Annotated in this window: 18 protein-coding genes; 5 read left to right on the top strand and 13 right to left on the bottom strand. The window is 39.8% G+C overall.

Annotated features, from left to right (window positions below; genetic code table 11):
* Positions 1-142 precede the first annotated feature (142 nt).
* From dnaA to Q0064_RS08495, 3 genes are read left to right on the top strand one after another with little or no spacing between them, the layout of a single operon-like run.
* Positions 143-1570: a chromosomal replication initiator protein DnaA gene (gene dnaA, locus Q0064_RS08505; protein ID WP_298147164.1), complete on the top strand. Its 1428-nt coding sequence runs from the start codon at positions 143-145 to the stop codon at positions 1568-1570.
* The gene (locus Q0064_RS08500) at positions 1570-2043 is read left to right on the top strand and encodes a low molecular weight protein-tyrosine-phosphatase (protein ID WP_298147161.1); all 474 of its coding nucleotides are present in this window, start codon (positions 1570-1572) and stop codon (positions 2041-2043) included. The genes dnaA and Q0064_RS08500 overlap by 1 nt, the downstream gene beginning before the upstream one ends.
* Positions 2040-2768 carry an SAM-dependent methyltransferase gene (locus tag Q0064_RS08495; protein WP_298147158.1) on the top strand — a complete coding sequence of 243 codons (729 nt, stop codon included), beginning with the start codon at positions 2040-2042 and terminating at the stop codon, positions 2766-2768. Before Q0064_RS08500 ends, Q0064_RS08495 begins: the two co-directional genes overlap by 4 nt.
* A 6-nt stretch (positions 2769-2774) precedes the next feature.
* Here Q0064_RS08495 and Q0064_RS08490 read toward each other — a convergent pair whose 3' ends face one another.
* The 5 genes from Q0064_RS08490 to dapF all read right to left on the bottom strand — a co-directional run bounded on the left by Q0064_RS08490 (position 2775) and on the right by dapF (position 6729).
* Complete coding sequence (locus Q0064_RS08490; protein WP_366095011.1) at positions 2775-3416, bottom strand: peptidoglycan-binding protein LysM; 642 nt, start codon at positions 3414-3416, stop codon at positions 2775-2777.
* Positions 3417-3485: 69 nt separating this feature from the next.
* Positions 3486-4379: a DUF2279 domain-containing protein gene (locus Q0064_RS08485; RefSeq protein WP_298147155.1), complete on the bottom strand. Its 894-nt coding sequence runs from the start codon at positions 4377-4379 to the stop codon at positions 3486-3488.
* Positions 4379-5422 (bottom strand): endolytic transglycosylase MltG, encoded by a 1044-nt coding sequence (gene mltG / locus Q0064_RS08480; RefSeq protein WP_298147153.1) that lies wholly within the window; start codon positions 5420-5422, stop codon positions 4379-4381. The genes Q0064_RS08485 and mltG overlap by 1 nt, the downstream gene beginning before the upstream one ends.
* On the bottom strand, positions 5415-5948 hold the full coding sequence (locus tag Q0064_RS08475) for a GNAT family N-acetyltransferase (RefSeq protein WP_298147150.1): 534 nt from the start codon (positions 5946-5948) through the stop codon (positions 5415-5417). Before Q0064_RS08475 ends, mltG begins: the two co-directional genes overlap by 8 nt.
* Position 5949: 1 nt before the next feature.
* A complete protein-coding gene (gene dapF / locus Q0064_RS08470) occupies positions 5950-6729 on the bottom strand; it encodes a diaminopimelate epimerase (RefSeq protein WP_298147147.1) in 780 nt (259 codons plus the stop codon).
* A gap of 114 nt (positions 6730-6843) precedes the next feature.
* Here dapF and Q0064_RS08465 point away from each other — a divergent pair, with 114 nt between their 5' ends.
* Entirely contained in the window at positions 6844-8229 is a 1386-nt protein-coding gene (locus Q0064_RS08465) for a trypsin-like peptidase domain-containing protein (RefSeq protein ID WP_298147145.1), read from the top strand.
* Positions 8230-8352: 123 nt separating this feature from the next.
* On the top strand, positions 8353-9801 hold the full coding sequence (locus Q0064_RS08460; RefSeq protein ID WP_298147142.1) for a glyceraldehyde-3-phosphate dehydrogenase: 1449 nt from the start codon (positions 8353-8355) through the stop codon (positions 9799-9801).
* Positions 9802-10202: 401 nt separating this feature from the next.
* On the opposite strand, the gene Q0064_RS08455 is transcribed toward Q0064_RS08460, so the two are convergent.
* The 8 genes from Q0064_RS08455 to Q0064_RS08420 form a co-directional block, all read right to left on the bottom strand.
* Positions 10203-12470: an aconitate hydratase gene (locus tag Q0064_RS08455; protein ID WP_298147140.1), complete on the bottom strand. Its 2268-nt coding sequence runs from the start codon at positions 12468-12470 to the stop codon at positions 10203-10205.
* Positions 12471-12645: 175 nt separating this feature from the next.
* Positions 12646-13599 (bottom strand): MoxR family ATPase, encoded by a 954-nt coding sequence (locus tag Q0064_RS08450; protein WP_298147135.1) that lies wholly within the window; start codon positions 13597-13599, stop codon positions 12646-12648.
* A gap of 6 nt (positions 13600-13605) precedes the next feature.
* A complete protein-coding gene (locus Q0064_RS08445) occupies positions 13606-14991 on the bottom strand; it encodes a peptidylprolyl isomerase (RefSeq protein WP_298147132.1) in 1386 nt (461 codons plus the stop codon).
* A gap of 13 nt (positions 14992-15004) precedes the next feature.
* Complete coding sequence (locus tag Q0064_RS08440) at positions 15005-16963, bottom strand: peptidylprolyl isomerase (RefSeq protein WP_298147130.1); 1959 nt, start codon at positions 16961-16963, stop codon at positions 15005-15007.
* Positions 16964-17068: 105 nt separating this feature from the next.
* A complete protein-coding gene (locus Q0064_RS08435; protein WP_298147127.1) occupies positions 17069-18997 on the bottom strand; it encodes an OmpA family protein in 1929 nt (642 codons plus the stop codon).
* A gap of 17 nt (positions 18998-19014) precedes the next feature.
* Entirely contained in the window at positions 19015-21045 is a 2031-nt protein-coding gene (locus tag Q0064_RS08430; RefSeq protein WP_298147123.1) for an OmpA family protein, read from the bottom strand.
* Positions 20978-21892, bottom strand: coding sequence for a type IX secretion system membrane protein PorP/SprF (locus tag Q0064_RS08425; RefSeq protein ID WP_298147119.1), 915 nt, complete (start codon positions 21890-21892; stop codon positions 20978-20980). Before Q0064_RS08425 ends, Q0064_RS08430 begins: the two co-directional genes overlap by 68 nt.
* A gap of 48 nt (positions 21893-21940) precedes the next feature.
* Positions 21941-23736: gliding motility-associated C-terminal domain-containing protein (locus Q0064_RS08420; protein WP_298147116.1), on the bottom strand; the 1796-nt coding region annotated here is incomplete at its 5' end.

The raw sequence follows: 23736 nt of genomic DNA, 5'->3' as shown, positions 1-23736 counted from the left end.
CAACTATTTTTTCAAAAATTCAATCACCAATTATTTTTTTTTAAAGATTTTTGTTCACATATTTGTTCACCTGAACATATCTACCGAAACGCTCTGATTTGGTGGAAATTCAACAAGACAAACTCAAAAAAAAGAAGGATTTATGACAAAAACTGCGCAATCGGTATGGGAAAATTGTCTGTCTTTTATAAAGGACAATATTCAAGATCAAGCATACAAAACTTGGTTTGAGCCAATTAAATCGGTTGAGCTTACGGATAATGCATTGTACATTCAAGTTCCGAGTAAATTCTTTTACGAGTGGTTGGAAGAGCACTATGTGAAGTTGCTGAAAGTTGCGCTGACGAAAGAACTAGGTAAGAATGCCAAATTGCTGTACAAAATTAAGATGGAGAACACGTACGGCAACAATCAACCTTTTACCGAACAGCTTCCAAGTGCAAGTCGCGCTCCTGTAAAAACCCAAGAAGTAGATGCGCCTTTCAGAAATCTAAGTCCAGAATTAAAAAATCCGTTTGTTATACCAGGAATACGAAATCTGAAAATCGAATCGCAACTAAATGCTAATTACAGTTTCGATAACTTTTTAGAAGGCGAATCGAACCGCCTAGCTCGTTCAGCTGGTTTAGCGGTGGCGAACAAACCTGGTGGAACCTCGTTTAATCCACTGTTAATTTTTGGCGGAGTTGGTCTCGGAAAAACACACCTAGCGCATGCTATTGGCGTAGAAATCAAAGATAAATACCCAGAAAAAACAGTACTTTATATTTCTGCAGAAATCTTTACACAACAATTTATAGATTCTGTAAAGAAGAATAACCGTCACGATTTTATTCACTTTTACCAGTTGATCGACGTGTTGATTATCGACGACGTTCAATTCTTCTCAGGAAAAAGCGGAACACAAGACGTATTCTTCCATATTTTCAATTACTTACACCAAAACAATAAGCAAGTAATTTTAACTTCCGACAAAGCGCCTGTCGACATGCAAGACATCGAACATCGTTTGTTATCTCGCTTCAAATGGGGCTTGTCTGCCGAAATTTACCAACCTGATTACGAAACACGTATCGCGATTTTAAAGAATATTTTGTATCGTGACGGCGTGGAAATGCCCGACGAAATTATCGAGTACGTTGCTAGAAATATCAAAACAAACGTACGTGAACTCGAAGGTGCCATTATTTCACTAATTGCTCAATCTTCTTTCAATAAAAAAGAAGTAACCATCGAGCTTGCAAAACAGGTTGTTGAAAAATTCGTAAAGAACGTAAAACGCGAAATTTCAATAGATTATATACAAAAAGTTGTATCAGATTATTTCCAATTAGATATTGATACGCTACAATCTAAAACCAGAAAACGTCACGTAGTACAAGCCCGACAGTTAGCGATGTTCTTCGCTAAGAAGTTTACCAAAGCGTCGTTAGCAAATATCGGTAGCCAAATTGGCGACCGCGACCATGCTACCGTACTTCACGCTTGTAAAACCGTTGACAATTTGGTTTCGACCGATAAGCAGTTCAAGAAGTTTGTAGACGACATCCACAAAAAATTGTCTTTGTAATGATTACAAAAATCTTGATGGTATGCCTAGGAAACATTTGTCGTTCTCCTCTGGCGGAAGGCATTTTAGCAGATAAATTGCCACGGGATCGATTTGCTGTTGATTCTGCAGGAACCGGTAATTACCACGTTGGTAAAGCACCTGATGCCCGATCGATTAAGATTGCAAAACTCAACAATATTGATATTACCGGACAAATTGCGCGACAGTTTAAGCCCGAAGACTTTTTCAGATACGACTATATTTATGCAATGGATCAGTCGAATCTTGACGATATTTTAGAACTCGCTCCAAACGAAGAAATGAAATCAAAGGCGCGTCTAATCTTAGACGAATTGTTCCCTGGTGAGAAAGTAGATGTCCCAGACCCGTATTACGGCCACGATAACGGATTTACACTGGTATATCAAATGCTCGACGAAGCGTGTACCAACATCGCAAATCGATTGCTTGATGAAAACCGACGTTCATGAAGCCTGTCTTCTTTAAAGGTACGCTATACCTAATACCCACAACCTTAGGAGAATCGACCGCTGCAGAAGTGCTTCCCGGAAGTATCGGACGAACCGTCTCGCTTTTAAATAGCTACATTGTTGAAAACGAAAAAACAGCTCGGAAATTCATTAAAGAGGTTTGTCCTTCAAAATCTCAGCCCGATTTAAAACTGTTTGCGCTTAATAAGCATACCAAATCCGAAGATCTCCAAGAAATGCTTAAACCTTTGTTGTTAGGCGAAAATATGGGACTTATGAGCGAAGCGGGTTGCCCAGGCGTTGCCGATCCTGGAGCGGTTATAGTACAATTAGCACATCAAAACGGTATTAGAGTGGTTCCGCTTGTTGGTCCATCTTCCATACTTATGGCATTAATGGCTTCTGGCTTAAACGGACAAAACTTTGCCTTTAATGGTTACCTTCCTATCGATAAAAACGAGCGTAAAACTAGTATTCGAAGTTTAGAAAAACTTTCGATGGAACGCAATCAGAGTCAAATTTTCATCGAAACACCGTACCGAAACAATAAAATGCTCGAAGATTTACTGCTGCATTTAGGACACTCGACTCTACTTACTATTGCCGCAGATATTACGCTACCAACCGAGTTTATTAAAACTACGACCGTTCAGTTGTGGCGAAAAGAAAAGGTCGATTTACAAAACCGACCTGCTATCTTTATATTACTAAAAGAAAAGTTCTAATTTAAATCATTCTTCTGCTGTGATCGAACTCGTATCATATCCTGCATACTTACGCATGTAACTTGCAATGGAAGTTCCGAAACCATCCCGCTTTAGATTTTTTCCATTGCTGTAAAGAAACTTTTTCACAGAACTAGATCCACCAAGATGTGCGGCTGCTAGTATTCCGCTTTCGGTAACTAATACACCACCGACTTCTTTACCTGAAAAAATCTCAATTTCCTTCTTGAGTTTGCCTTTGTTAACGGCTAATAAACGTTCGAAGGCGCGTTCTTGCAACTTTTCGTCGGCCAAAAAAGCACTGTGATTTTTAATTCCTAAGTAAGAAAGCGCGTCTTTTCCAAACTGGTATTTACCCATGTAACCAAAACGGTTCACCTGACGGTAATTTCCTTGGCTTTCTTTAAATGCAACGGCTTCTTTAAAACCTGTGAAGCTGTAACCCGTAAAAACGATTTGATACTTGTAATAATCTTGAGGATACTGAGAAGGTAAAACAAATGTTTGAAGTAATTGATCCTCGGAATAGTCTATAACTTGACTGTTAGAACCTTTAAAACCTGATGAGATAAAGGCAAGAATAAGAGCGATTGAAGCGTAAAATATCCACTTTTTAATCATAAAATTGATTTCTTTCAGAACTGTCACTTCTGAAAATTTCACCAGGCAAATATACGACTTTTTATTACCGATTTGAATATCAGCTTGTTAAAAATTTCAGAAGTAAAAAGCATAGCCTTTTGCGCGGCTTCCTTCTGAAAATCGCAGTGTTGGCGCAGGAATTTTTAGTGTATTGAAAACGGAAAAGACTGTTTTTAAAAACAAACTCTTTATAGGAATTTTCGTTAAATCAACATCAAGAGCCAGATAAAATTGCCGTTGTTGCCGCAAATCTCCAAAACCTAAATCGTTTTGTGCACTTTGCGTTGCTGCTAACATATTGGTTCCTCCATATCCAACCGCAATGTTAAGCCACTTTGGAATCTGCTTGATTTTAAAAAACGCACTCAAATTCATTGATAACCAATACGTTTGCCCATTATAATCTTTAAGAATCTGTTCGGATGTCGAGGTTCCGAGCGCAGCAGGTCGTTGCGCTGCAAAATTTGTCCGATGCCAGGAAAACTTAGGCACAATTCGCTGCTCCTTCCATAAGCGTTCTTGCACAAAAAACAACGCCCAACCTCCCGTATTGGCAGCAACATCGCCCCAACTAGCACCCCACTCTGCGGAAAATCCGTCCATTACCTCAATAGCTGTAAGATACGCCAAGCCTAAAGTAGAACCATATCGCTCTTGCTGACGTTTACTTCCACCCGACCATTTCATTAAATCGGTACCAAAAGCCGCTAAATGATACGCAGAAAACGCATGCCCGGCCTTATCTACTTGCAACCAATGTGCATTATCATCCACAAAGTGAAATTTAGCTTGTTCGTAATCGCTGTACCAAACGGTTTGTAAAGCAATTAAAGATGAAGTAGCTAGCGCGGCTTCGGTTATGATTACCGTTTTGAAACGAGTTTGATCCAACGAGTCGGCGGGTTTTAGCCACGACTGCTGTCCGAAAAAAAACTGTGTGAAAAGTAAGGCAAGAAACAGTAAACGCATTAGCGCTTGATTCCTTGAGCATTAATCCAAGCTACATATTTCTGGCGGTTAACTTCGTGCTGAGCAGCTGTTACCGCAAATTCGTGGTAGCCAAAACGACTCACGCTTGCGCAGAAATAAATGTAATCGTGCTTTTCCGGATTCAAAACAGCATCAATAGCCGAAATGTCTGGCATAGCGATTGGTCCCGGTGGTAAACCAGGAAATTTATACGTATTGTACAGATTATCTGTTGCTAAATCTCTGTTCAAGACCCGCTTAATTTGCAAGGTAAAGTCGCCCGAATTCTTTTTAACAGCGTAAATAACCGTCGGATCGGCTTCCAACTTGATACCCTTTTTCAATCGATTCAAATAAACACCTGCCACACGCGGACGCTCGTCGGTTTTAACCGTTTCTTTATGTACAATCGAAGCTAAGATGTACACCTCAGTTGGCGTTAAGTTCTGTGTTTTTGCCTTTTCTAAACGCTCCGGCGTCCAAAACTTTCTGTGTTCTTTAAGCATGCGATTACGAAAACTCATCGCATCGGTATCCCAAAAAAACTCGTATGAATTCGGAATAAAAATCGACAAAACATTATCGGTCGTAAGATTATTCTCAGTTAAAAATTGTTCTTGAGTAATGGCAGCCATCAACCCCAAACTATCGGCCTCGATTTGTGACGCAATTCGTGCACAAAAATCTTCCAACCGTTCCTGATTATTAAAGGTGATATTAACCGGTAAACTTTGCCGCAAACTATTGATAATGTCGTTGTTATTCATTCCCTTGCGTAAAAGAAAACGTCCACTTTTAACATTAGTATTGTATTTCTTCTTCCCGGCAACCATTTCAAAAGTTTCCATGTTTTGAACATAAGCGGCCATAATCGACTTCACCTTTTCGAAATCCGATTCGCTGGGAATATTCACATAAACCTCAGTTTCCTCAAACTTGGTATTGGCGCTAAAGATCTTAGAATAAAGCGAATAGCCATAAGCAATTGCTACGGCAACAATTACAACGGATACAATTGCAAGGATTTTTCCTTTTTTAGACATGGTTGTGTTGTATTAACTGTAAAAATATTTCGTCTTGAAAACCCGTCGTCGTCCAATTCCATTGTTTGCGAACGCCCGTTTTTTCGAAGCCAAATTTAGAGAAAAGTGTCAAACTTGCTTGATTATTTTCTTCCACACAGGCATAAAGTTGAAAGAGGTTTAAAAATTCAAAAGCGTAGGTAATTAAAAGCTCCAAAGCTTCGCTCGCTATTCCTTTCTTCCGAAACGATTCTGCAACAACTATGCCTACTCCTGCCCTATTGTTTCGCGGATCAAAATCGTACAAATCAATAAATCCGCATAAATTATTGCTTTCTATCTCGCAAATAACCAACCGCAGTTGTTTGGCCTCGTAAATATCCGATTTCGCACTTTCGATATACGCTTCCAAAATATGTCTACTAAAAGGCTGCATGGTTTGAGAAATGTGCCACAAACTCACGTCGTTTTCAACGGCAAATAAAAAGTCGATATCGCTCGGTTCGAGAGCGCGCAGAAAAATACTTTTGCCTTTTAAGTAGGTCATTTTATAAATTAATTGTTCCGGAATAAACTTCTTTTGCTGGCCCAATCAACTCCACAGCTGTAAATGCACGACCATCAAACGAAAAATGCACTGCTAAAGTGCCACCAGCAACATGCAGATTCACTTGGTTTGACAGCAGCTTCTTTTCATAAAACAACGCCAATGCTGCTGCCGTTGCGCCAGTTCCACAAGCGAGCGTCTCTGCTTCCACGCCTCGTTCAAAAGTTCGCATTTTAAGTGTGGAATCATCTATAATTTGCACAAAATTGACATTCGTACCGCCAGGAGCAAAAATCGGATCGTTTCGAAAATGTGCACCCAAACTTGCTACATCCACAGTCTCTACATCATCCACAACCAGCACCAAATGCGGCGAACCTGTATTTAAAAACAGGCCTGTATCAAGTTTTCTGATTTCAGTAACTTCGTGCATGGACAAACTGACAGTTGCATCTGAAATTTTTGCAGTATGTAAACCGTCGGTAGCTTCAAAAGTGGTTTGTTTATCAACGATTCCCAACTTAGAAGCAAAAGCTACAGCACAGCGACCGCCGTTTCCGCACATCGATCCAAAATTCCCATCAGAGTTGTAATACAACATCTTAAAATCGGTGTTTTCACTAGGTTCTATAGCAATCAAACCGTCGGCTCCAATGCCAAACCGCCGATCACACAGCTGTTGTACCAATTTGTGATTTGTTGTTGGAAAAGAACCCGAACGATTGTCGATCATCACGAAATCGTTGCCGGCGCCTTGATACTTATAAAAATGAATTTTCATACGACAAAAATAGGTAATCTATGGCTGTCGGCGCTGCTGTTAATCATTGGTTAAAGATGATTTGGCAAGAAATTTGACTTTTTAATTTTACAATTGTTAAAATGAAGAACGATTATGAAAAAGTATGCATCATTATTCTTTCTAGCATTAAGCAGTGGAGCAATCACGCTTGGTGCTTACAAATTGCTATTTGAAGACAACCGAACTGCATCTATTGTAACCTCGGCACCCGCTAACTACCTCAGAAATGCTTCGCTTGGCGCAGAAAATATCGATTTCACAACAGCTGCCGATCAAGCCGTTCACTGCGTGGTTCACGTAAAAAACGTTTCATACCGCACCATCAGCAATCCTATTATGGAATTCTTTTACGGTTACCGAGGCGGACAACAGCAAGAGCAAATTGGCACAGGCTCGGGTGTAATCATTTCCGAAGACGGCTATATTGTGACCAACAACCACGTTATTAAAGACGCGAGCGAACTGGAAATCACACTCAACAACAACGAAACGTATAAAGCGAAAGTAATTGGTACCGATTCTAAAATGGACATTGCCTTACTGAAAATCGATGCCAAAGAAAAACTTCCCTATGCAACCTTCGCCGATTCAGACGCGGTTAAAGTTGGAGAATGGGTTCTTGCGGTAGGAAATCCGTACAATTTGAATTCGACTGTAACTGCGGGTATCGTTTCTGCGAAAGCGCGAAACTTAGGAAATAACGGTATTCAATCGTTTATACAAACCGACGCAGCCGTGAATCCCGGAAATAGTGGCGGTGCGCTCGTAAATACTCGTGGCGAACTCATCGGAATTAACACCATGATTTCATCGCAAACAGGTGCTTACGTCGGATATTCGTTTGCGGTACCTTCAAACATTACTCGTAAGATTATCGAAGACATCATGGAATATGGCAACGTACAACGCGGTATTCTCGGAATTGAGTGCGGCGAATTAAATGCTACTGTCTCAAAAGAACTCGGAATTTCTCAAACCAGCGGCGTGTACATAAGTAGCGTTAACAAAAATACGGGTGCTGAAAAAGCCGGTTTGAAAAAAGGCGACATCATCATGAAATTAGATGACCGAAAAATCCAAACCTATGCCGACTTAGCTGGTTTCATAAATGCTAAACGTCCGAACGACGAAGTAAAAGTTACGTTTCTACGCGACGAAAAAACCTATACTGCAAATGTAAAACTCACGAAATACGACATGATCGTAGCCGACTTTAAAGGTTTGGAACTAGAAAATCTAAGCGCAGCCGAACGCAAAAAACTGAAAGTTAACTACGGTGTGCGGGTGAAAAGTGTCGAAAATTCTAAACTCGCCGAATTTGCAAACGATTTGGAAGGCGGCGTAATCTTAAAAATCGGAAATGTTCCTGCCGAAAACATCGAAACCGTATCACAACTCATTTCTAAAATCGATGAAAATCAAGCCGTTCAAGTAGAAATGATTACCAAAAACGGCGAATTAATTCGATTCATTCTCTAGAACAAGAAATAGCCAAAGAGAAGTCGGTCGCAGTGGCCGACTTTTTTTATGTTTCTTTACGAAATCGTTTTCGTAAATCAACAAATTAATTACTTTTGCCGCGTCTAACTTCAATATTCAATCATGACAACCAACGCAATGTATGAAAAGGAGCTGACTTTTCAGGCGGACCGACGCAGAGCCGGTGTGGAACTAATCAAGACTATTAGCGATTTATGGTACGAAAAATCCATCGAAATGGTACTCTTCCGCAACCAACTTATCGATAGAACGGTCAGCGACATTATCAATTTGCACGAATACGCCGGCGAATTTGTCGGAAAACCCATCAGTGTCTTCGATACCGTTGAAATCGCAAAAGCTGTACTGAGCCTAGATTTGCCACCAAGCAAACTCGACTTAGGAAAACTGACCTACGAATTCCACATGGAAGACGATAAATACAGCAATGCCAAAGCTTTTGTCATCGACAAGCTTAAAAGTGCCAAATCATCGGTCGATATCACACCAAAAGATGTCGTTCTTTACGGATTCGGACGCATTGGCCGTTTGCTCGCCCGCGAAATGATGTCGAAAATGGGCAAAGGAAATCAGTTGCGCTTGCGAGCCGTAGTAACGCGTGATCAAAACGACGCGGTAAGCATCGAAAAAAGAGCGTCTTTGCTGCGTTACGACTCGATTCACGGCGATTTCCAAGGTTCGGTTGTAGCCGACACCGAAAATAACGCACTGATTATCAACGGAACAACAGTTCATTTGATTACAGCACAAAAGCCTGAAGATATCGATTACACCGCTTACGGCATAGACGATGCATTGGTTATCGACAATACCGGTGCGTTTACCACTCAAGAGGCCTTGGCACGTCATTTAGTTTCCAAAGGCGTTTCAAAAGTGTTGCTTACCGCTCCTGGAAAAGGCGTCCCGAATATTGTTCACGGCGTTAATCAAAACGAATACAACCCAGATGAAATCGATATTTTTTCTGCGGCTTCTTGTACCACAAATGCCATCACACCTATTTTAAAAGCTGTCGAAGATACGCTCGGCGTTGTAAAAGGACACCTCGAAACGATTCACGCTTACACGAACGACCAGAATTTGGTTGATAATATGCACAAGAAATACCGTCGCGGACGCGCAGCGGGTTTAAACATGGTTATTACCGAAACGGGTGCTGGAAGTGCGGTTGCTAAAGCATTGCCGTCGCTTACCGGAAAACTCACTTCAAATGCCATTCGCGTTCCGGTTCCAAACGGCTCCCTGGTGGTTTTAAATTTAGAAGTTGGCAAAAAAACCAGCATCGACGAAGTAAACAAAATCATGAAAAAGTACGCACTCGAAGGCGAACTGGTCGAACAAATAAAATATTCTTTAAACAACGAATTGGTATCGTCCGACATTATCGGAACCTCAGCACCAGCCATTTACGACAGTAATGCTACCATTGTTTCTGCCGACGGCAAAAACGTAGTCTTATATGTGTGGTACGACAACGAATACGGCTACAGCCACCAAGTAATTCGCTTGGCAAAGTACATTTCAAAAGTGCGCCGCTTCACCTATTATTAATAGAAACTAACCTAACCACTATACTGTGCCGGAATGCCTACAAGGTGTTCCGGTTTTTTTTGGCGTATCCCCGCGCATGCAACCTAACGAAAATGTATCGCTGGGCGGGGCCGCGCCGTTCGCTGCAAGTGGCACCAAACGAGCCAAGCATTTGCAAGCTTTGGCACGGGCTTCCGTTGGTCGCCGCACCAAACCGCAATTGCTAAGCCCGTTTCGCGCAAGCTTTCCGCTGCCGTCGCTTACGCGGAAAATCGTTCCCAAAAAACGATTAACTAACGTGAGTTCGGCACAAGTATCGAAAAAAGCGGAAGGATTTCTTTCTTTTAATCCTAACTCCAAGCCAAAAAAAATCTGCCCAACTTTTTGAGCTGGGCAGACTTTATAAAAATGTACAAAAGGATTTATGCAGCTCCGGCAGCAGCAATCAAATTCAATGCTGAACCTGCTTTAAACCAAGCAATTTGACCTTCATTGTACGTATGATTTGCCAGAATGATATCCGTAGTACCATCATCGTGAATAAATTCTAACGTAAGTGGTACACCCGGTGCAAACGACGTTAAATCTTTGAAATTAATCGTGTCGTTTTCACGAATTTTATCGTAATCTGCTTCATTGGCAAATGTAAGTGCCAACATACCTTGCTTTTTCAAGTTAGTTTCGTGAATACGTGCAAACGACTTCACCAATACGGCTTTTACACCTAAGAAACGCGGCTCCATAGCAGCATGCTCACGAGACGATCCTTCGCCGTAGTTGTGATCGCCAACCACAATCGACGGTATTCCAGCAGCTTTATAAGCGCGTTGTACGGCCGGTACCGCATCGTAAGCTCCTGTAAGCTGATTCTTAACCGAATTAGCTTTTTGGTTGAAGGCGTTAATCGCGCCAATAAGCATATTGTTTGAAATGTTGTCAAGATGACCACGGAATCGCAACCACGGACCTGCCATCGATATGTGATCAGTAGTACACTTTCCGAAAGCTTTAATCAGCAATTTAGCACCTGTAATGTTGTTTCCGTCCCAAGGTTCAAACGGAGCTAAAAGCTGTAAACGCTCGCTCGTCGGACTCACAGCTACTGTAACGCCGCTTCCGTCTTCGGCCGGCGCTTGGTATCCTGGATCTTCAGCATAGAAACCTTTTGCTGGCAACTCATTTCCAGTTGGTTCGTCTAATTTAACCTCTTCGCCATCTTCATTAATTAATGTATCGGTGATTGGGTTAAATCCAAGATCTCCAGCAATCGCTAAAGCGGTAACAAGCTCTGGAGAACCAACGAAAGCTAAGGTGTTTGGATTACCGTCGGCACGTTTCGAAAAGTTTCTGTTGAACGAGTGTACAATCGTGTTGCGCTCTTCTTTTTCTGCACCTTCGCGGTCCCACATTCCGATACACGGACCACAAGCATTTGCAAACACAGTAGCACCAATTTGGTTGAAGGTGTCAATGAAACCATCTCTTTCAATAGTCGAACGAACAACTTCTGAACCTGGAGTAATGGTAAACGCAGCTTTGGTCTTCAATTTTTTATCGGCAACTTGCTTAGCAAGCGACGCTGCACGAGAAATATCTTCGTAGGACGAGTTGGTACAAGATCCGATCAAACCAATTTCTACGCGAAGTGGCCAGTTATTTTTGATAGCTTCTTCTCGCATTTTTGAAATAGGTGTAGCCAAATCTGGTGTAAACGGACCGTTCAAATGGGGCTCCAATTCCGATAAATTGATTTCGATTACTTGATCGAAATACTGTTCTGGATTTGCGTATACTTCTGGATCACCCGTTAAATAAGGTGCAATAGCGTCGGCAGCATCGGCAACATCGGCACGATTTGTCGAACGCAAGTAGCGCGCCATCGACTCATCATATCCAAAAGTTGACGTTGTTGCGCCGATTTCAGCACCCATATTACAAATGGTTCCTTTACCGGTACAAGACATTGCGGTAGCACCTTCGCCGAAATACTCAACAACAGCGCCAGTTCCTCCTTTTACAGTAAGGATTCCAGCCACTTTTAGAATTACATCTTTTGGTGCTGTCCAACCCGATAATTTACCTGTAAGTTTTACACCTATAAGTTTTGGGAACTTCAACTCCCAAGCCATTCCCGACATAACGTCTACGGCATCGGCACCTCCTACTCCAATGGCAATCATTCCCAATCCGCCAGCATTTACTGTGTGTGAATCGGTACCAATCATCATTCCTCCCGGAAATGCATAGTTTTCTAATACTACTTGGTGAATAATTCCTGCACCTGGTTTCCAAAATCCAATTCCGTATTTATTTGATACCGATGAAAGGAAATCGAAAACTTCGCTCGACTGTTGTTTCGCGCGAGCTAAATCGGTTGCTGCATCAACTTTCGCTTGAATCAAGTGGTCGCAATGTACCGTCGTTGGTACGGCAACTTTTGATTTACCGGCGTGCATAAACTGAAGTAGCGCCATTTGGGCTGTTGCATCCTGACAAGCTACGCGGTCTGGAGCAAAATCTACGTAGTCTTTTCCACGAGAAAAAACCTGCGTCGGATTACCTTCCCAAAGGTGGTTGTATAATATTTTTTCGGTTAGCGTTAAAGGTCTTCCCACCAATTCACGCGCCTTGTTTACGCGCTCTGGCATGGTTGCGTAAACCTTTTTAATCATTTCAATATCAAAAGCCATGATTTTACTTATTTGTTTGCGGTGCAAATTTACGAAAACGTTGGTAGTTGTTGTTCGGCGAAAGCTAATACCGTTTGATTCTAAACAACTTTTGAGGATTTATCAAATAAAAAACGCTCGTCTCTAAAATTATTAAAAACGAGCGTTTAAAATCCGAAATTAGCAATAATCGGTCTTAAAATAGCTTTTCGATTATCGCTTCAATAGTAATATTTTCGGCATCTGCTTTATAATTTTTAACAACACGATGACGCAAGATTCCTACTGCAACTGCTTTAACATCTTCTGCATCTGGCGAAAATTTTCCGTTAAATAACGCATGGGCTTTAGCTGCTAGAATGAGGTTCTGTGAAGCACGAGGTCCAGCTCCCCAATCGATGTAGTTTTTGATAAAATCTGATGCGTCTATCGAATTTGGTCGTGTTTTTGAAACTAAACGCACCGCGTATTCAATAACGTTATCTGCAACTGGAACACGGCGAATAAGTTCTTGGTAAGAAATTATTTCTTCTGCAGTAAATAACGCTTGGATTTGTGGCTTATAATCTGAAGTGGTATTTTTTACGACAGCAACTTCTTCTTCAAAACTTGGATAATCAAGTTTGATTGAAAACATAAAACGATCGAGCTGGGCTTCTGGCAAAGGATAAGTTCCTTCCTGCTCGATTGGGTTTTGTGTTGCCAAAACAAAATACGGCAAATCGAGTTTGTAGTTGTGGCCAGCAATGGTAACCGCGCGCTCTTGCATGGCTTCAAGTAAGGCGGCTTGTGTTTTAGGCGGAGTACGGTTAATCTCGTCGGCAAGGATGATATTAGAAAAAACAGGCCCTTTAATAAACTTAAAAGTTCGATTTTCGTCTAGAATTTCACTTCCCAAAATATCGGAAGGCATTAAATCCGGCGTAAATTGAATACGCTTAAACTGCAATCCCAAACTTTGTGCGATGGTATTTACCATGAGCGTTTTCGCCAAACCCGGAACGCCAACCAATAAAGCATGGCCACCAGAAAAGATACTGAGTAAAATCTGATCGACTACTTCGTCTTGTCCTACAATCACTTTTGCGATCTCGGACTTCAATGCGAGTCGTTTTTGAACAAGGCTTTGAACTGCTGCTACGTCTGACATTTTGAATTATTTTTTTAACCAATTGCTTTCAAAAAGACAATCGCGGTATTCTCCATTAATTTTTATGAATGTTTCTTTGATTTTCTCATTGGTCCATTTAGCGATGGCTTTAAATTGTTTTTCTTTCAAAGCTAAATCTTTGATTTTGAGGAAATCTTGTGCATAATCGGCGGTGTGCGAAGGAATTCGATTAGTAACCGTAATGATTTTGTACATTTTCTTTTGCGTTTGATCGGTATCTAAAAAGGGAACTGAAATTTCGCCTTGTTTAAGATTTGATACTTGCGAGTACAATGACGGATCCATTTTTGTAAGATCGAAACGGGTATCGAGTGTTCTCGGGTTTACGAGTTGTCCGCCGTTATTCTTGGTTTCTTTTTCGTCGGAAGAGGCTCTTGCGGCATCGCCAAATGTTATATCTCCCGCCAAAATTCTTTTGCGAATTTCGGTAATTTCGTCCTTGGCTTCTTTAAGGGCTTCATCGGAAACTTTAGGGATAAGTAAGATGTGACGCAAATCGATTTCTTGTCCTCTGATTTTTTCGACAAGAATAATATGATAACCGAACTCGGTTTCAAAAGGTTCGGAAATTTCGCCCTCGTTCAAACTAAAAGCTACGTCTTTAAATTCCTTAACAAAAGGCGTTTTCCGATTCATTTTGTAGTACCCACCGTTCGATTTGGAACCGGGATCTTGTGAATACAAAACGGCTTTCGAAAAGAAACTGCTTCCGTTAATAACGTCTCGCTTAAGTTCTTTAAGTTTATCGATTACCTTTTGCTTTTCTTCATCAGAGATTTTTGGTTTGATGACGATTTGTGCTACTTCAACTTCATCGCCGAAAACGGGTAAATCAGCTTTCGGTATTGATTTAAAGTAATTTCGAACCTCTTCCGGTGTTATTTCAACTTTTTCAACAATTTTTTTCTGCATTTCAGAAGCGAGTCTCCCCATTTTAAGTACATCAAAAAATGTAGATCGAAGTTCTTCTTCAGAGTTTTTCTTAAAGAACTTGACCAATTTTTCCATACTGCCGACTTGTTCAATCATTACAGACATCTTCTCTTCTAAAGTACCGTTAATTTCAGCATCGCTTACAACAATACTGTCCTGAACGGCTTGGTGCGCATAAAGGCGTTCTTCGAGGAGCTTACCAATCATCTGGCAACGTGTAATCCCATCAATTGAGTTTCGCGTACTTGTAAGTTCCAAGAAGCTTTTGTCGATATCGGAATCTAGAACTAAATAATCCCCAACTGTAGCTACAATTCCGTCGATTTTCTGTTTAGATTTTGGAATCTGAATCGGCTTAACTGTATCCTTTATAATTTCCTGTGCAAATAAGGTTGTGGAAAGGAATACCAACATGAGCGCATAAAAGCGTTTTTCCATAAGTGAATGTTTACTATTTCAAAGCGGCTTTCACTCGTTCGAAAGCGGCTTGATTTACGTCGATTTTAAAATCTTTTTTAAGGTTTGTTACCCAATTACTTTCGAGATATTGCTGGTAGTCGTTGATGATTTTTCCTTTTGCCTCCTCGAAAATTTTGTCGGCTGCGGGTAGAATTTTCTTTATTTCGACAAGGTAGTAATAATCGCCTTTCTGAAGCACCTCACTTAGTCCTTCTTTCCAAGCCAGTGTTGCTGGATATGCATCGCTGTTTTCATCAAAAGTACCTTCTGTGATCATCACCGATTTACCGTCTTTGTTTAGCTCCTTTTTGATGTCTGCAATTGCAGTTTTATTCTTTAGTGCTTTCTTGGTTTTCGTTACTAAATCTTTAGTTACGCTTGATGCTATGATACCTTCAAATCTTTTTTTCCAACGGTAAGCAGATTTATTGCTGTTATAAAAATTCTGCAAACCAATCGTATCCGTTTTTGCTTTTTGCCATATTTCTTTCTCCATTAAATCAAAGAGCAGCAATCCGTCTCTGTATTCCGTCATTATATCTGCAAATTCGGGAAATTCTTTTTCTAAATTATTGTTATAGTACTCCTGTAGCTTTTCTGTAGTAAACGTTTGATACAGGTTTTCAATCAGCTTTGAAATTGGTTTGACGTCTGGAGCTAATTTTTGTCTCTTATCAACAAATTGAATAAAATCAAAAGCTGTAAATTTTTGATCTGCTACAGTATACAGAGTTTTCTCGAAAGGCTTTGTGTCTGCTGGTTGTTTCCATTCACCTTTGTAATACGAATCATCAAAAACTTTCTCTAACGACTTATAAACCTTTTGATCTGTTTTTGGCGAATATTTCTTAGAGAGTTTATCCACCAAACTAGTTGTGATTTTTCGTGATCTTTCGTCTTTTTTGATTCGAGATTCAAGATCTGATTTAACCTCTTCGAACGGTTTCATTGGAAACTTTTGCAAAAATTTTACGATATGCCAACCGAAATCTGTTTCAAATGGTTCACTTACAGGATTAGACGTTGAAAGGCTGAAAGCTACGTCTTCAAATTCTTCAGATGTTAGATCACCCGAGGCAAATTTATTTAACACTCCGCCTTTCTTTGCAGTAGATTGATCTTCAGAAAACATCTCTGCCAACGTTTCAAATTTCTCGCCTTGTTGCAGTTTTTGGTATATCTCCGTTATTTTATCTTTTGCTTTAGTATCGCCTTCTTTGGTACCAGGCTTGGCAATCATGATATGAGCCACGTTAACTTCGCCTCTATTTGGTCGCTTTTCTAAAACTTTGATGATATGGTAGCCGAAACGCGTTCTGATAGGTTCAGACACTTTCCCTACTGCAGTTTTGTAGGCACCTGACTCAAAAGGATAAACCATTCTAAAAACGGAAAAGAAACCTAGGTCACCTGCATTCTCTTTTGCTGAAGGATCTTCAGAAAGTTCTTTTGCTAACTTTCCGAAATCTTCACCTTTGCTAATTCTGTTCTTAATTTCTAGAATTTTGTTATAAGATTTTAGCGTGTCTGCTGGAGAGGCGTTCTCGTCGCAAGAAATTAAGATATGAGCGGCTTTAATTTCAAATTTAGATCGCTCGTACGCTTGGTCTACGAGCTCTTTCGTGACTTTTGGATCGGTGAGGTAATTTTTAGCAAGTTGCGACCTGTATGATTTCAATTCATTTTGGTAAGCAGTACCATTTTGCAGTCCTAGTTTATTGGCTTTAATGATTTTCAATTTGTATCCAATATACAAGTCTAAATATTGATTTAGATCTTTCTGACTTTCGTCTTTAACTAAATCAATGTTTTTCTTGTAGACACGAGCAAACTCGTCGGTGTAAAAAGGTTCACCATCCACAGTAAACAGAACTTCCTTTGTAATGTTTTGTGCAAAACCTGATGTAATACTTAAGATAAACAGGCAAATAAAGAACCATTTGATTTTCATAGATACAATATTTCGAAAATATGTTTAGTGAAGCACGCAAATTTAACAATTCGATTGTGCTACGGATGCCTAAAGCTCAGTATTAACAAATTTTTTACGGGAAAATTATAGGGAGAGGATAATAAATTGTGACCGGCGATTGGCTTGATGCTCTTCTTCGGAACATTTAACGCCGTCGACACAGTTGTTAATTGGTTGAGATTCACCGTATCCTCTCGCTGAAAGTCGGCTTGCATCGATACCATTATCTATTAACCACTGTCGAGTTGATTGTGCACGTCGATCAGACAATTTTTCGTTGTAAGCAGCTGTGGCTCGGCAATCGGTGTGGCTTCGAATATCTATTTTCATATTTGGATATTCGATCAAAACTTGTCGAATTTTTTCAAGTTCTACCGCAGCATCAGGACGTATAAATGATTTATCTAAATCAAAATAAATCATTTTGATTCCTACCTTCGGAGCAATATCTTCTCCTTTTTGGAAACGAGCTGTTTTTTGTGAGAGCGCAATTTTTGCAGAAATATCTCCGGAGAAATCAGGTGTTTTGATTAGAGCTTCGTTAGTTTCATAGGACTGTTTATTTGCTCGCAACGTGTAAATACTTTTACAGTTTAGTTCAAAAGTAAATCCTCCCTTATCATTTGCATACACCTCATTGACTCGCTGCAAATTCTTGTCCAATAGAATAACTTGTGCGTTTGGAAGCGGTTGCTGTGTTTTTTCATCTACCACAACACCTACCACTTTTTGCTTACACTCTAGAGGCTTAATTTCCGTTAATTGATATATATCGTCATCTCCAAATTCTGAGGGACGATTTGATGTAAAAAAACCATTCTTGTTTTTATCGTCAATAATAAAAGCAAAGTCATCGTAAGGTGAATTAATTGGTTCTCCCACATTTTGAATTTCTTCAGTAGTGGTCGGATTTGTTAATTTCGCAGCAAATACATCGGTTCCTCCCAAGCCCGGATGCCCGTCACTAGAAAAATACAAGGTATTATCTCCTGTAACAAAAGGGAAGGTTTCCCGAGATTCTGTATTTACTTCCGGTCCGAGAGATTTTACTTCACCAAAAGTTCCATCCTTATTTATCTCTACTACATAGAGATCAGATTTACCGGCACCACCAGGGCGATCTGAGGCAAAGTATAGATATTTTTCATCGAGGCTTAGCGCTGGATGTGCTGTTGAAAATTCATCACTATTAAATGGTAGCTCTTGAAAATCAACCCATTTACCATCCTCGTAAGTTGCTTTATATATCTTTAAAAGAACCTGGTCCCGATTATTTTTATGCTTTTTTCCGTTGAGATAGTTATTTCGAGTGAAATACATTGTTTTGCCATCAGCGGTAAAGGCAGCGCTTGACTCGTTAAAAACCGAATTTACTTTTGATTGAAACCGTTCGGCTTTATTTGCGGATCCGTCGTTATCAAAAGACACTTGATAAAAATTCGAAAAGGCTCCATTGGTCCACTTCATTCTAGATCTAAAAGCACCTCCCGTATCTCTTGTTGTTGTGAATACTAATTTACTTCCCCAAAAAGCTCCTCCATAATCGGAATAAGGAGAATTAAATTCGGAAATTTTGATGTTGTACCGACCTGAATTTCTTTTTATTGCTGCTAAATAATCTGTTTTTTTGAGATAAACGGCTGCTCTTTTATCGCCGATATTAAAAGCGGCGAACTTATCCATGTACACCTTAGCAAGCTCGTAATCTTCTAAGGATTTAAGAGTTTGAGCATATCGATAAAAATATTCGGGGTGTTGGTCGTCTGTTAGAGCGAAAAGTTCTTTGTACGCTCGAGCGGCGTTTTCATAGTCAGCACTAAAGTAATATGCATTACCTAATTTTTGAAAAAGTTCTTTTGATTTATATCCGGTGGCTGCAACGCGTTCATAGATTTTTATTGCATCGAAATAAGCAAAATCATTAAACTGTTGCGTAGCCTGAGCAACTTCTTTTTCCTGCGCCAGACAGAAACAGGATATAAAAAAGAAACTTATGACTACCTTCAGCTTCATTATTCAGTTCGCTTAACTTAGAATTCAACGACGATAAATTGTGATCTTCTGTTCATTTGATGTTCAGCTTCTGAACATTTAACGCTATCGGCACATCTGTTAACCAGTTGCGTTTCTCCATAACCACGACCAGTAATTCGGTCGGGAGAAATTCCGTTTCTAACCAACCATGCTATTGTAGATTTTGCGCGTCGTTCAGAAAGTCTTTGATTGTATTCTTTCGTTTGGCGACTGTCTGTATGTGACCGCACATCTATTTTCATTTTCGGATATTGATTCATGACAGCGAGTACTTTTTCAAGCTCAAATGCCGCGTCTTTCCGGATGAATGATTTATCAAGATCGAAGTAAATAGTCGGAATATCTAAAACATCGCGTTCTGCTAAGTCAGTTCCTTGTTCAATTTTAACAAGACGCTTTTTCAGTGTTAAGGGAATGTAAGTATTACCAGTAAGTTTCGGCGTGTTGATAGGAATCTCAGTGGTTTCGTAATCTACTTTATCAGCTCTGACAAAGAGTTTTGTATCGCAATCGACGGTTCCAAATGAATAAAACCCTTCTTTATTTGTTGTGATTGTTGCGATTTTATCCATATCAGCTGAGAACAGCGTTAACTGAGCATCCATTACAGGCTCGTTTGTATCTACATCACGAAGAATCCCTTCAAGCACTTGCTCACAGTTTAACTTTTTAAGTTCGGTAAATTTGTAGATATCGTCGAATCCTTTACCACTTTCTCGGTTACTAGTGAAAAAACCGGTTCTACCTACTGGATTCATATAAAATCCGAAATCGTCTTTTCTGCTATTTAGTGGCGTTCCTAAATTTTGTACGCTGCCAAAAGTTCCATCCGCTTTAAATTTGGTAACGAATATATCGAGTCCGCCCAACCCAGGGTGACCATCAGAAGCAAAGTACAATTCGCCCTCAGTGCTAACAAATGGGAAGGTTTCTCTCCCGGGAGTATTGATTTTTGCGCCTAAATTGACTGGGGTTCCGAAGCTACCATCTGGGTTTATTGCAACTTTATATAGATCTGAAGTTCCAAAACTACCTGGCATATCAGATGCAAAATACATTGTTTTTTCATCTGGAGATAAAGCTGGGTGAGCACATGAATACTCGTCGCTATCAAATGGAAGTTCAATAACATTAGACCAAGTACCGTTAACCCATGTAGCGCGGTAAATTTTAAGGAGGACATCTTTGTTGTCATTCCTACGGATTTGACCGTTTAAATAGTTGTTTCTAGTGAAATACATTGTTGTGCCGTCTTTAGTAAAAACTGCTGAGGCTTCATGGAATTTTGAGTTTAACTTTTTGCCATAACGTTTTGGATTTCCGAGTGGTGCATCAAAATCTTCCTTAACATCTGATGAAAATAGATTTGTAAAATACTTGTTATTCCACTTAAATTTCTTTTTGGAAAGACCTCCAGTATCTCTGGCAGTTGCAAACACTAACTTATCGCCATTCATAGAGGATCCGTAATCAGAATAGACTGAGTTAATACCCGCGTCTTCTACGTAATAGCGTTTAGAATTCATCTTAATGACTTCTAAATAATCTCGATTATCGTTAAATAAAGAAGCTCTTTTGTCGGCACTAGCTAAAGCATTGAATTTGTCAAGATATTTATCCGCTTCTTCATACTTACCTATTGATTTGAGTGAAAGAGCATACCGGTAGACAACCTGTTCGTTTTGCTCGGCATTAAGAGCAAATAGCTCTCTATAGGCTGCCTCAGCTTTATCATACTCGGCATTAAAAAAGTATGCATTTCCTAGTTTAAGAAACATCTTTTCGTCTTTGTAACCTTTTTTAGCTACTTTTTCTAGAATTTCTATTGCATCAACGTAAGCAAACCTGTTGTATTTTTTTTCTGCTTTTTCAAGACTTTTCTTTTGAGCAAAAGAAGAGCTGGTCGTTAGGCAGCATAACAACAAGACTAAAAAAGCTTTAATTTTTTTTGACATCATATTAGAAGAATCTTGGCGAGACAATTTTGTCGTAATTTTTAAACAATTCGAAGCGTAAGAAAATTTCATGAGAGCCGGAATTGTAATTAGCTAATCTGGTTGTTTCCATATCATAGCCATATCCTATAAACCAGGAGTCGTTAATTTGGAATCCTGCTAGAGCACTCATCGCCGCAGACCATCTATAGGCAAGTCCGAGTGTCAACTTATCATTAATTAAAAAATTACCAGATAAATCGACTTGTAGCGGTGCGCCGTTTACCACTTTTGTAAGTAATGCTGGTTTAAATTTAAGATTAGGATTTAGATCGAAAACACGCCCTGCGATAAAATAAAGGTGCATTTTTTCACTTGCCGTGCTCGCAGAATTATCGTCGTAATGTGTAGTTTCTAGCATAAATGGAATAGACAATCCATAATAAGCTTTATCGCTATGTAAATAAATACCCGCTCCAATATTGGGGGTAAAACGATTGTCGATATTATTTTGACCAATGCTTGGGCTATCACCGGGAAGAACGGTCAATCTTGTAAAGTCAACACTTAACAAGTGAGCTGACGCCTTTAATCCGAAAGACAATTTGTAATCTTCGGAAGTTTTAATCCAATACGAAACATCCACTGACGCAGTATTTTCATCGGATATCCCAATTCTATCATTGACAACGCTCAATCCAATTCCAAATTTAGAATTTGCGATTGGCGAATGAACCGAAACGTTATTTGTCGTTGGTGCGCCGTCTAGCCCCACCCATTGTGTTCTGTGTAATCCAAATATACTTAAAACACCACGCGAACCCGTGTACGCTGGGTTAACATTTAATGTGTTATACATGTACTGCGTGTATTGAGCATCTTGTTGCGCATAAGTTGCACAAGCGCTAAACATTAACAATATCCAAATTTTTGCTCTCATTTGTTGTGTATTTGGCCGGGACCTTGTTAAGAGATCCCAGAAAATAGTTTATCGTGTTAAATGTAAGAATCCTGCTTTCTCGATTGGTTGACCTTCTTTTACATACTTTAAGATGTAATAGTAAGTTCCTTCTGGTAATGCCGTCGATTTATCAACGGTAACTCGGCCTTCAGAAATTCCACGGAAGGCTTTATCTTCATTATTATAGCCTTTAGTTTCATAAACCAATACACCCCAACGGTTGTAAATCATTACAGAGTTATCCGGATAACATTCTATACCTTGAATATGTAAATGCTCGTAACCTGCAATTGTTTGTGAAACTAAGTTATAAACTTTAACTGTACAACCATCGAGCACGATTACTGTTGGATCATCGAAATTATTGCTGTCATCATCTGAAATGTCTTCAACAATTTCTCCGTTTGCAGCAACAGCTCTAACAGAAGCTTGGTTAGTCACTTGACCTCTATCTAAATCTTCTTGAGTTAAATAGTAAACTGCTTGGATTCCTGTGAATGATTCCCCTGGCAGTAACTCAGGAATTGTAACGGGAGTCGGTTGATTCCAAACAAGTCCTGGCAAGAAGTCATCAGTTATAACTGCATTGTAAAGAATTGAATTTCCAGTATTTGTTACTGTAAACGTGTACGTAATTGTTTCGTTTACTTGGGCAAATCCGTCGTTATTCAAATCGTTAAATACTCCCGTTTTAACTACAGCTATGTCGTTATTAATAGTACAAAGCGTCGATACTGTTGTGTTGTCATCACCATTTGTATTATCACCGTCGTCAGAAACATCGGTAATTAATACACCTGCTGGATTCTGACCAACTACTGTAGCTGTATTCACAACTTGACAGTTATTAACGTCAGTTTGAGTAATTACATAAGTAGCAGTTAAAGTACCTACTTCGCCTGGATTCAACGTTGCAGGAACCAAAGCTTGATTAACTGTATTTGTTAGCGCATCGTTAATCACAATGTTAGATATTGTTGCAGTTCCCACATTTGTAACCGTGAACGTGTACGTAATAACGTCGCCCACAACTCCGTCACCTCCAACAACAGCTGTTTTAATCAGCGATAATCTTGAAGTTGTTAGCGGAGTAATTGTTGGATTGTCATTACCATTATCTGGATTTCCTTCATCTGATACATCTGTAGTGTTTCCACCTCCAGGTAAAGATCCTGTCGTACTTGCTGAGTTCAGAACCTGACCTGAATCAATATTAGCCTGAGTAATTTGATAAACAACAGTCAATGTTCCTATTTGACCAGGCAATAGATCTGTTGGCGTAACAGGAACCAGAACTGTGCCAGTCAAAGCGTCATTTACTAATACGTTAGTTACTGTAACATTTCCTGTATTAGTAACTGTGAATGTATAAGTAATAGTCTCTCCTACTTGTGGAACACCATCGGAATTGTTATCATTAAACAATCCTGTCTTCAACATTGTAAGAGATGGAACTTGCGTTAATGGAGTAACCGTTGGGTTATCGTTTCCATTTTCTGTAATACCATCATCTGAAACATCGGTTGTAGTACCTCCGCCAGGAGTAGTTCCTGTAGCAGCAGCTGTGTTTGTAGCCTGACCTGCATCTAAATCTGCTTGAGTCAAGATGTACAACGGAACATCTGGTGTAGTAATCGTTACAGAAGCACCTACTGCAAGTGTGCCCACTGTGAATGGTGTTGCAGATAGGGTGTCGTCGTTGATAACAACGTTGCTCAAAGTAACATTACCTGTATTGGTAACAACAAACGAGTACTGGATGGTATCTCCAACATTCGCAACTGCTGGATCTCCAACAACTGTTGTATTCAATACTGAGGTCT

The organism is Flavobacterium sp., assembly GCF_027490375.1.
Classification (GTDB): Bacteria; Bacteroidota; Bacteroidia; order Flavobacteriales; family Flavobacteriaceae; genus Flavobacterium.
This window is presented reverse-complemented; position numbering and strand designations above follow the sequence as displayed.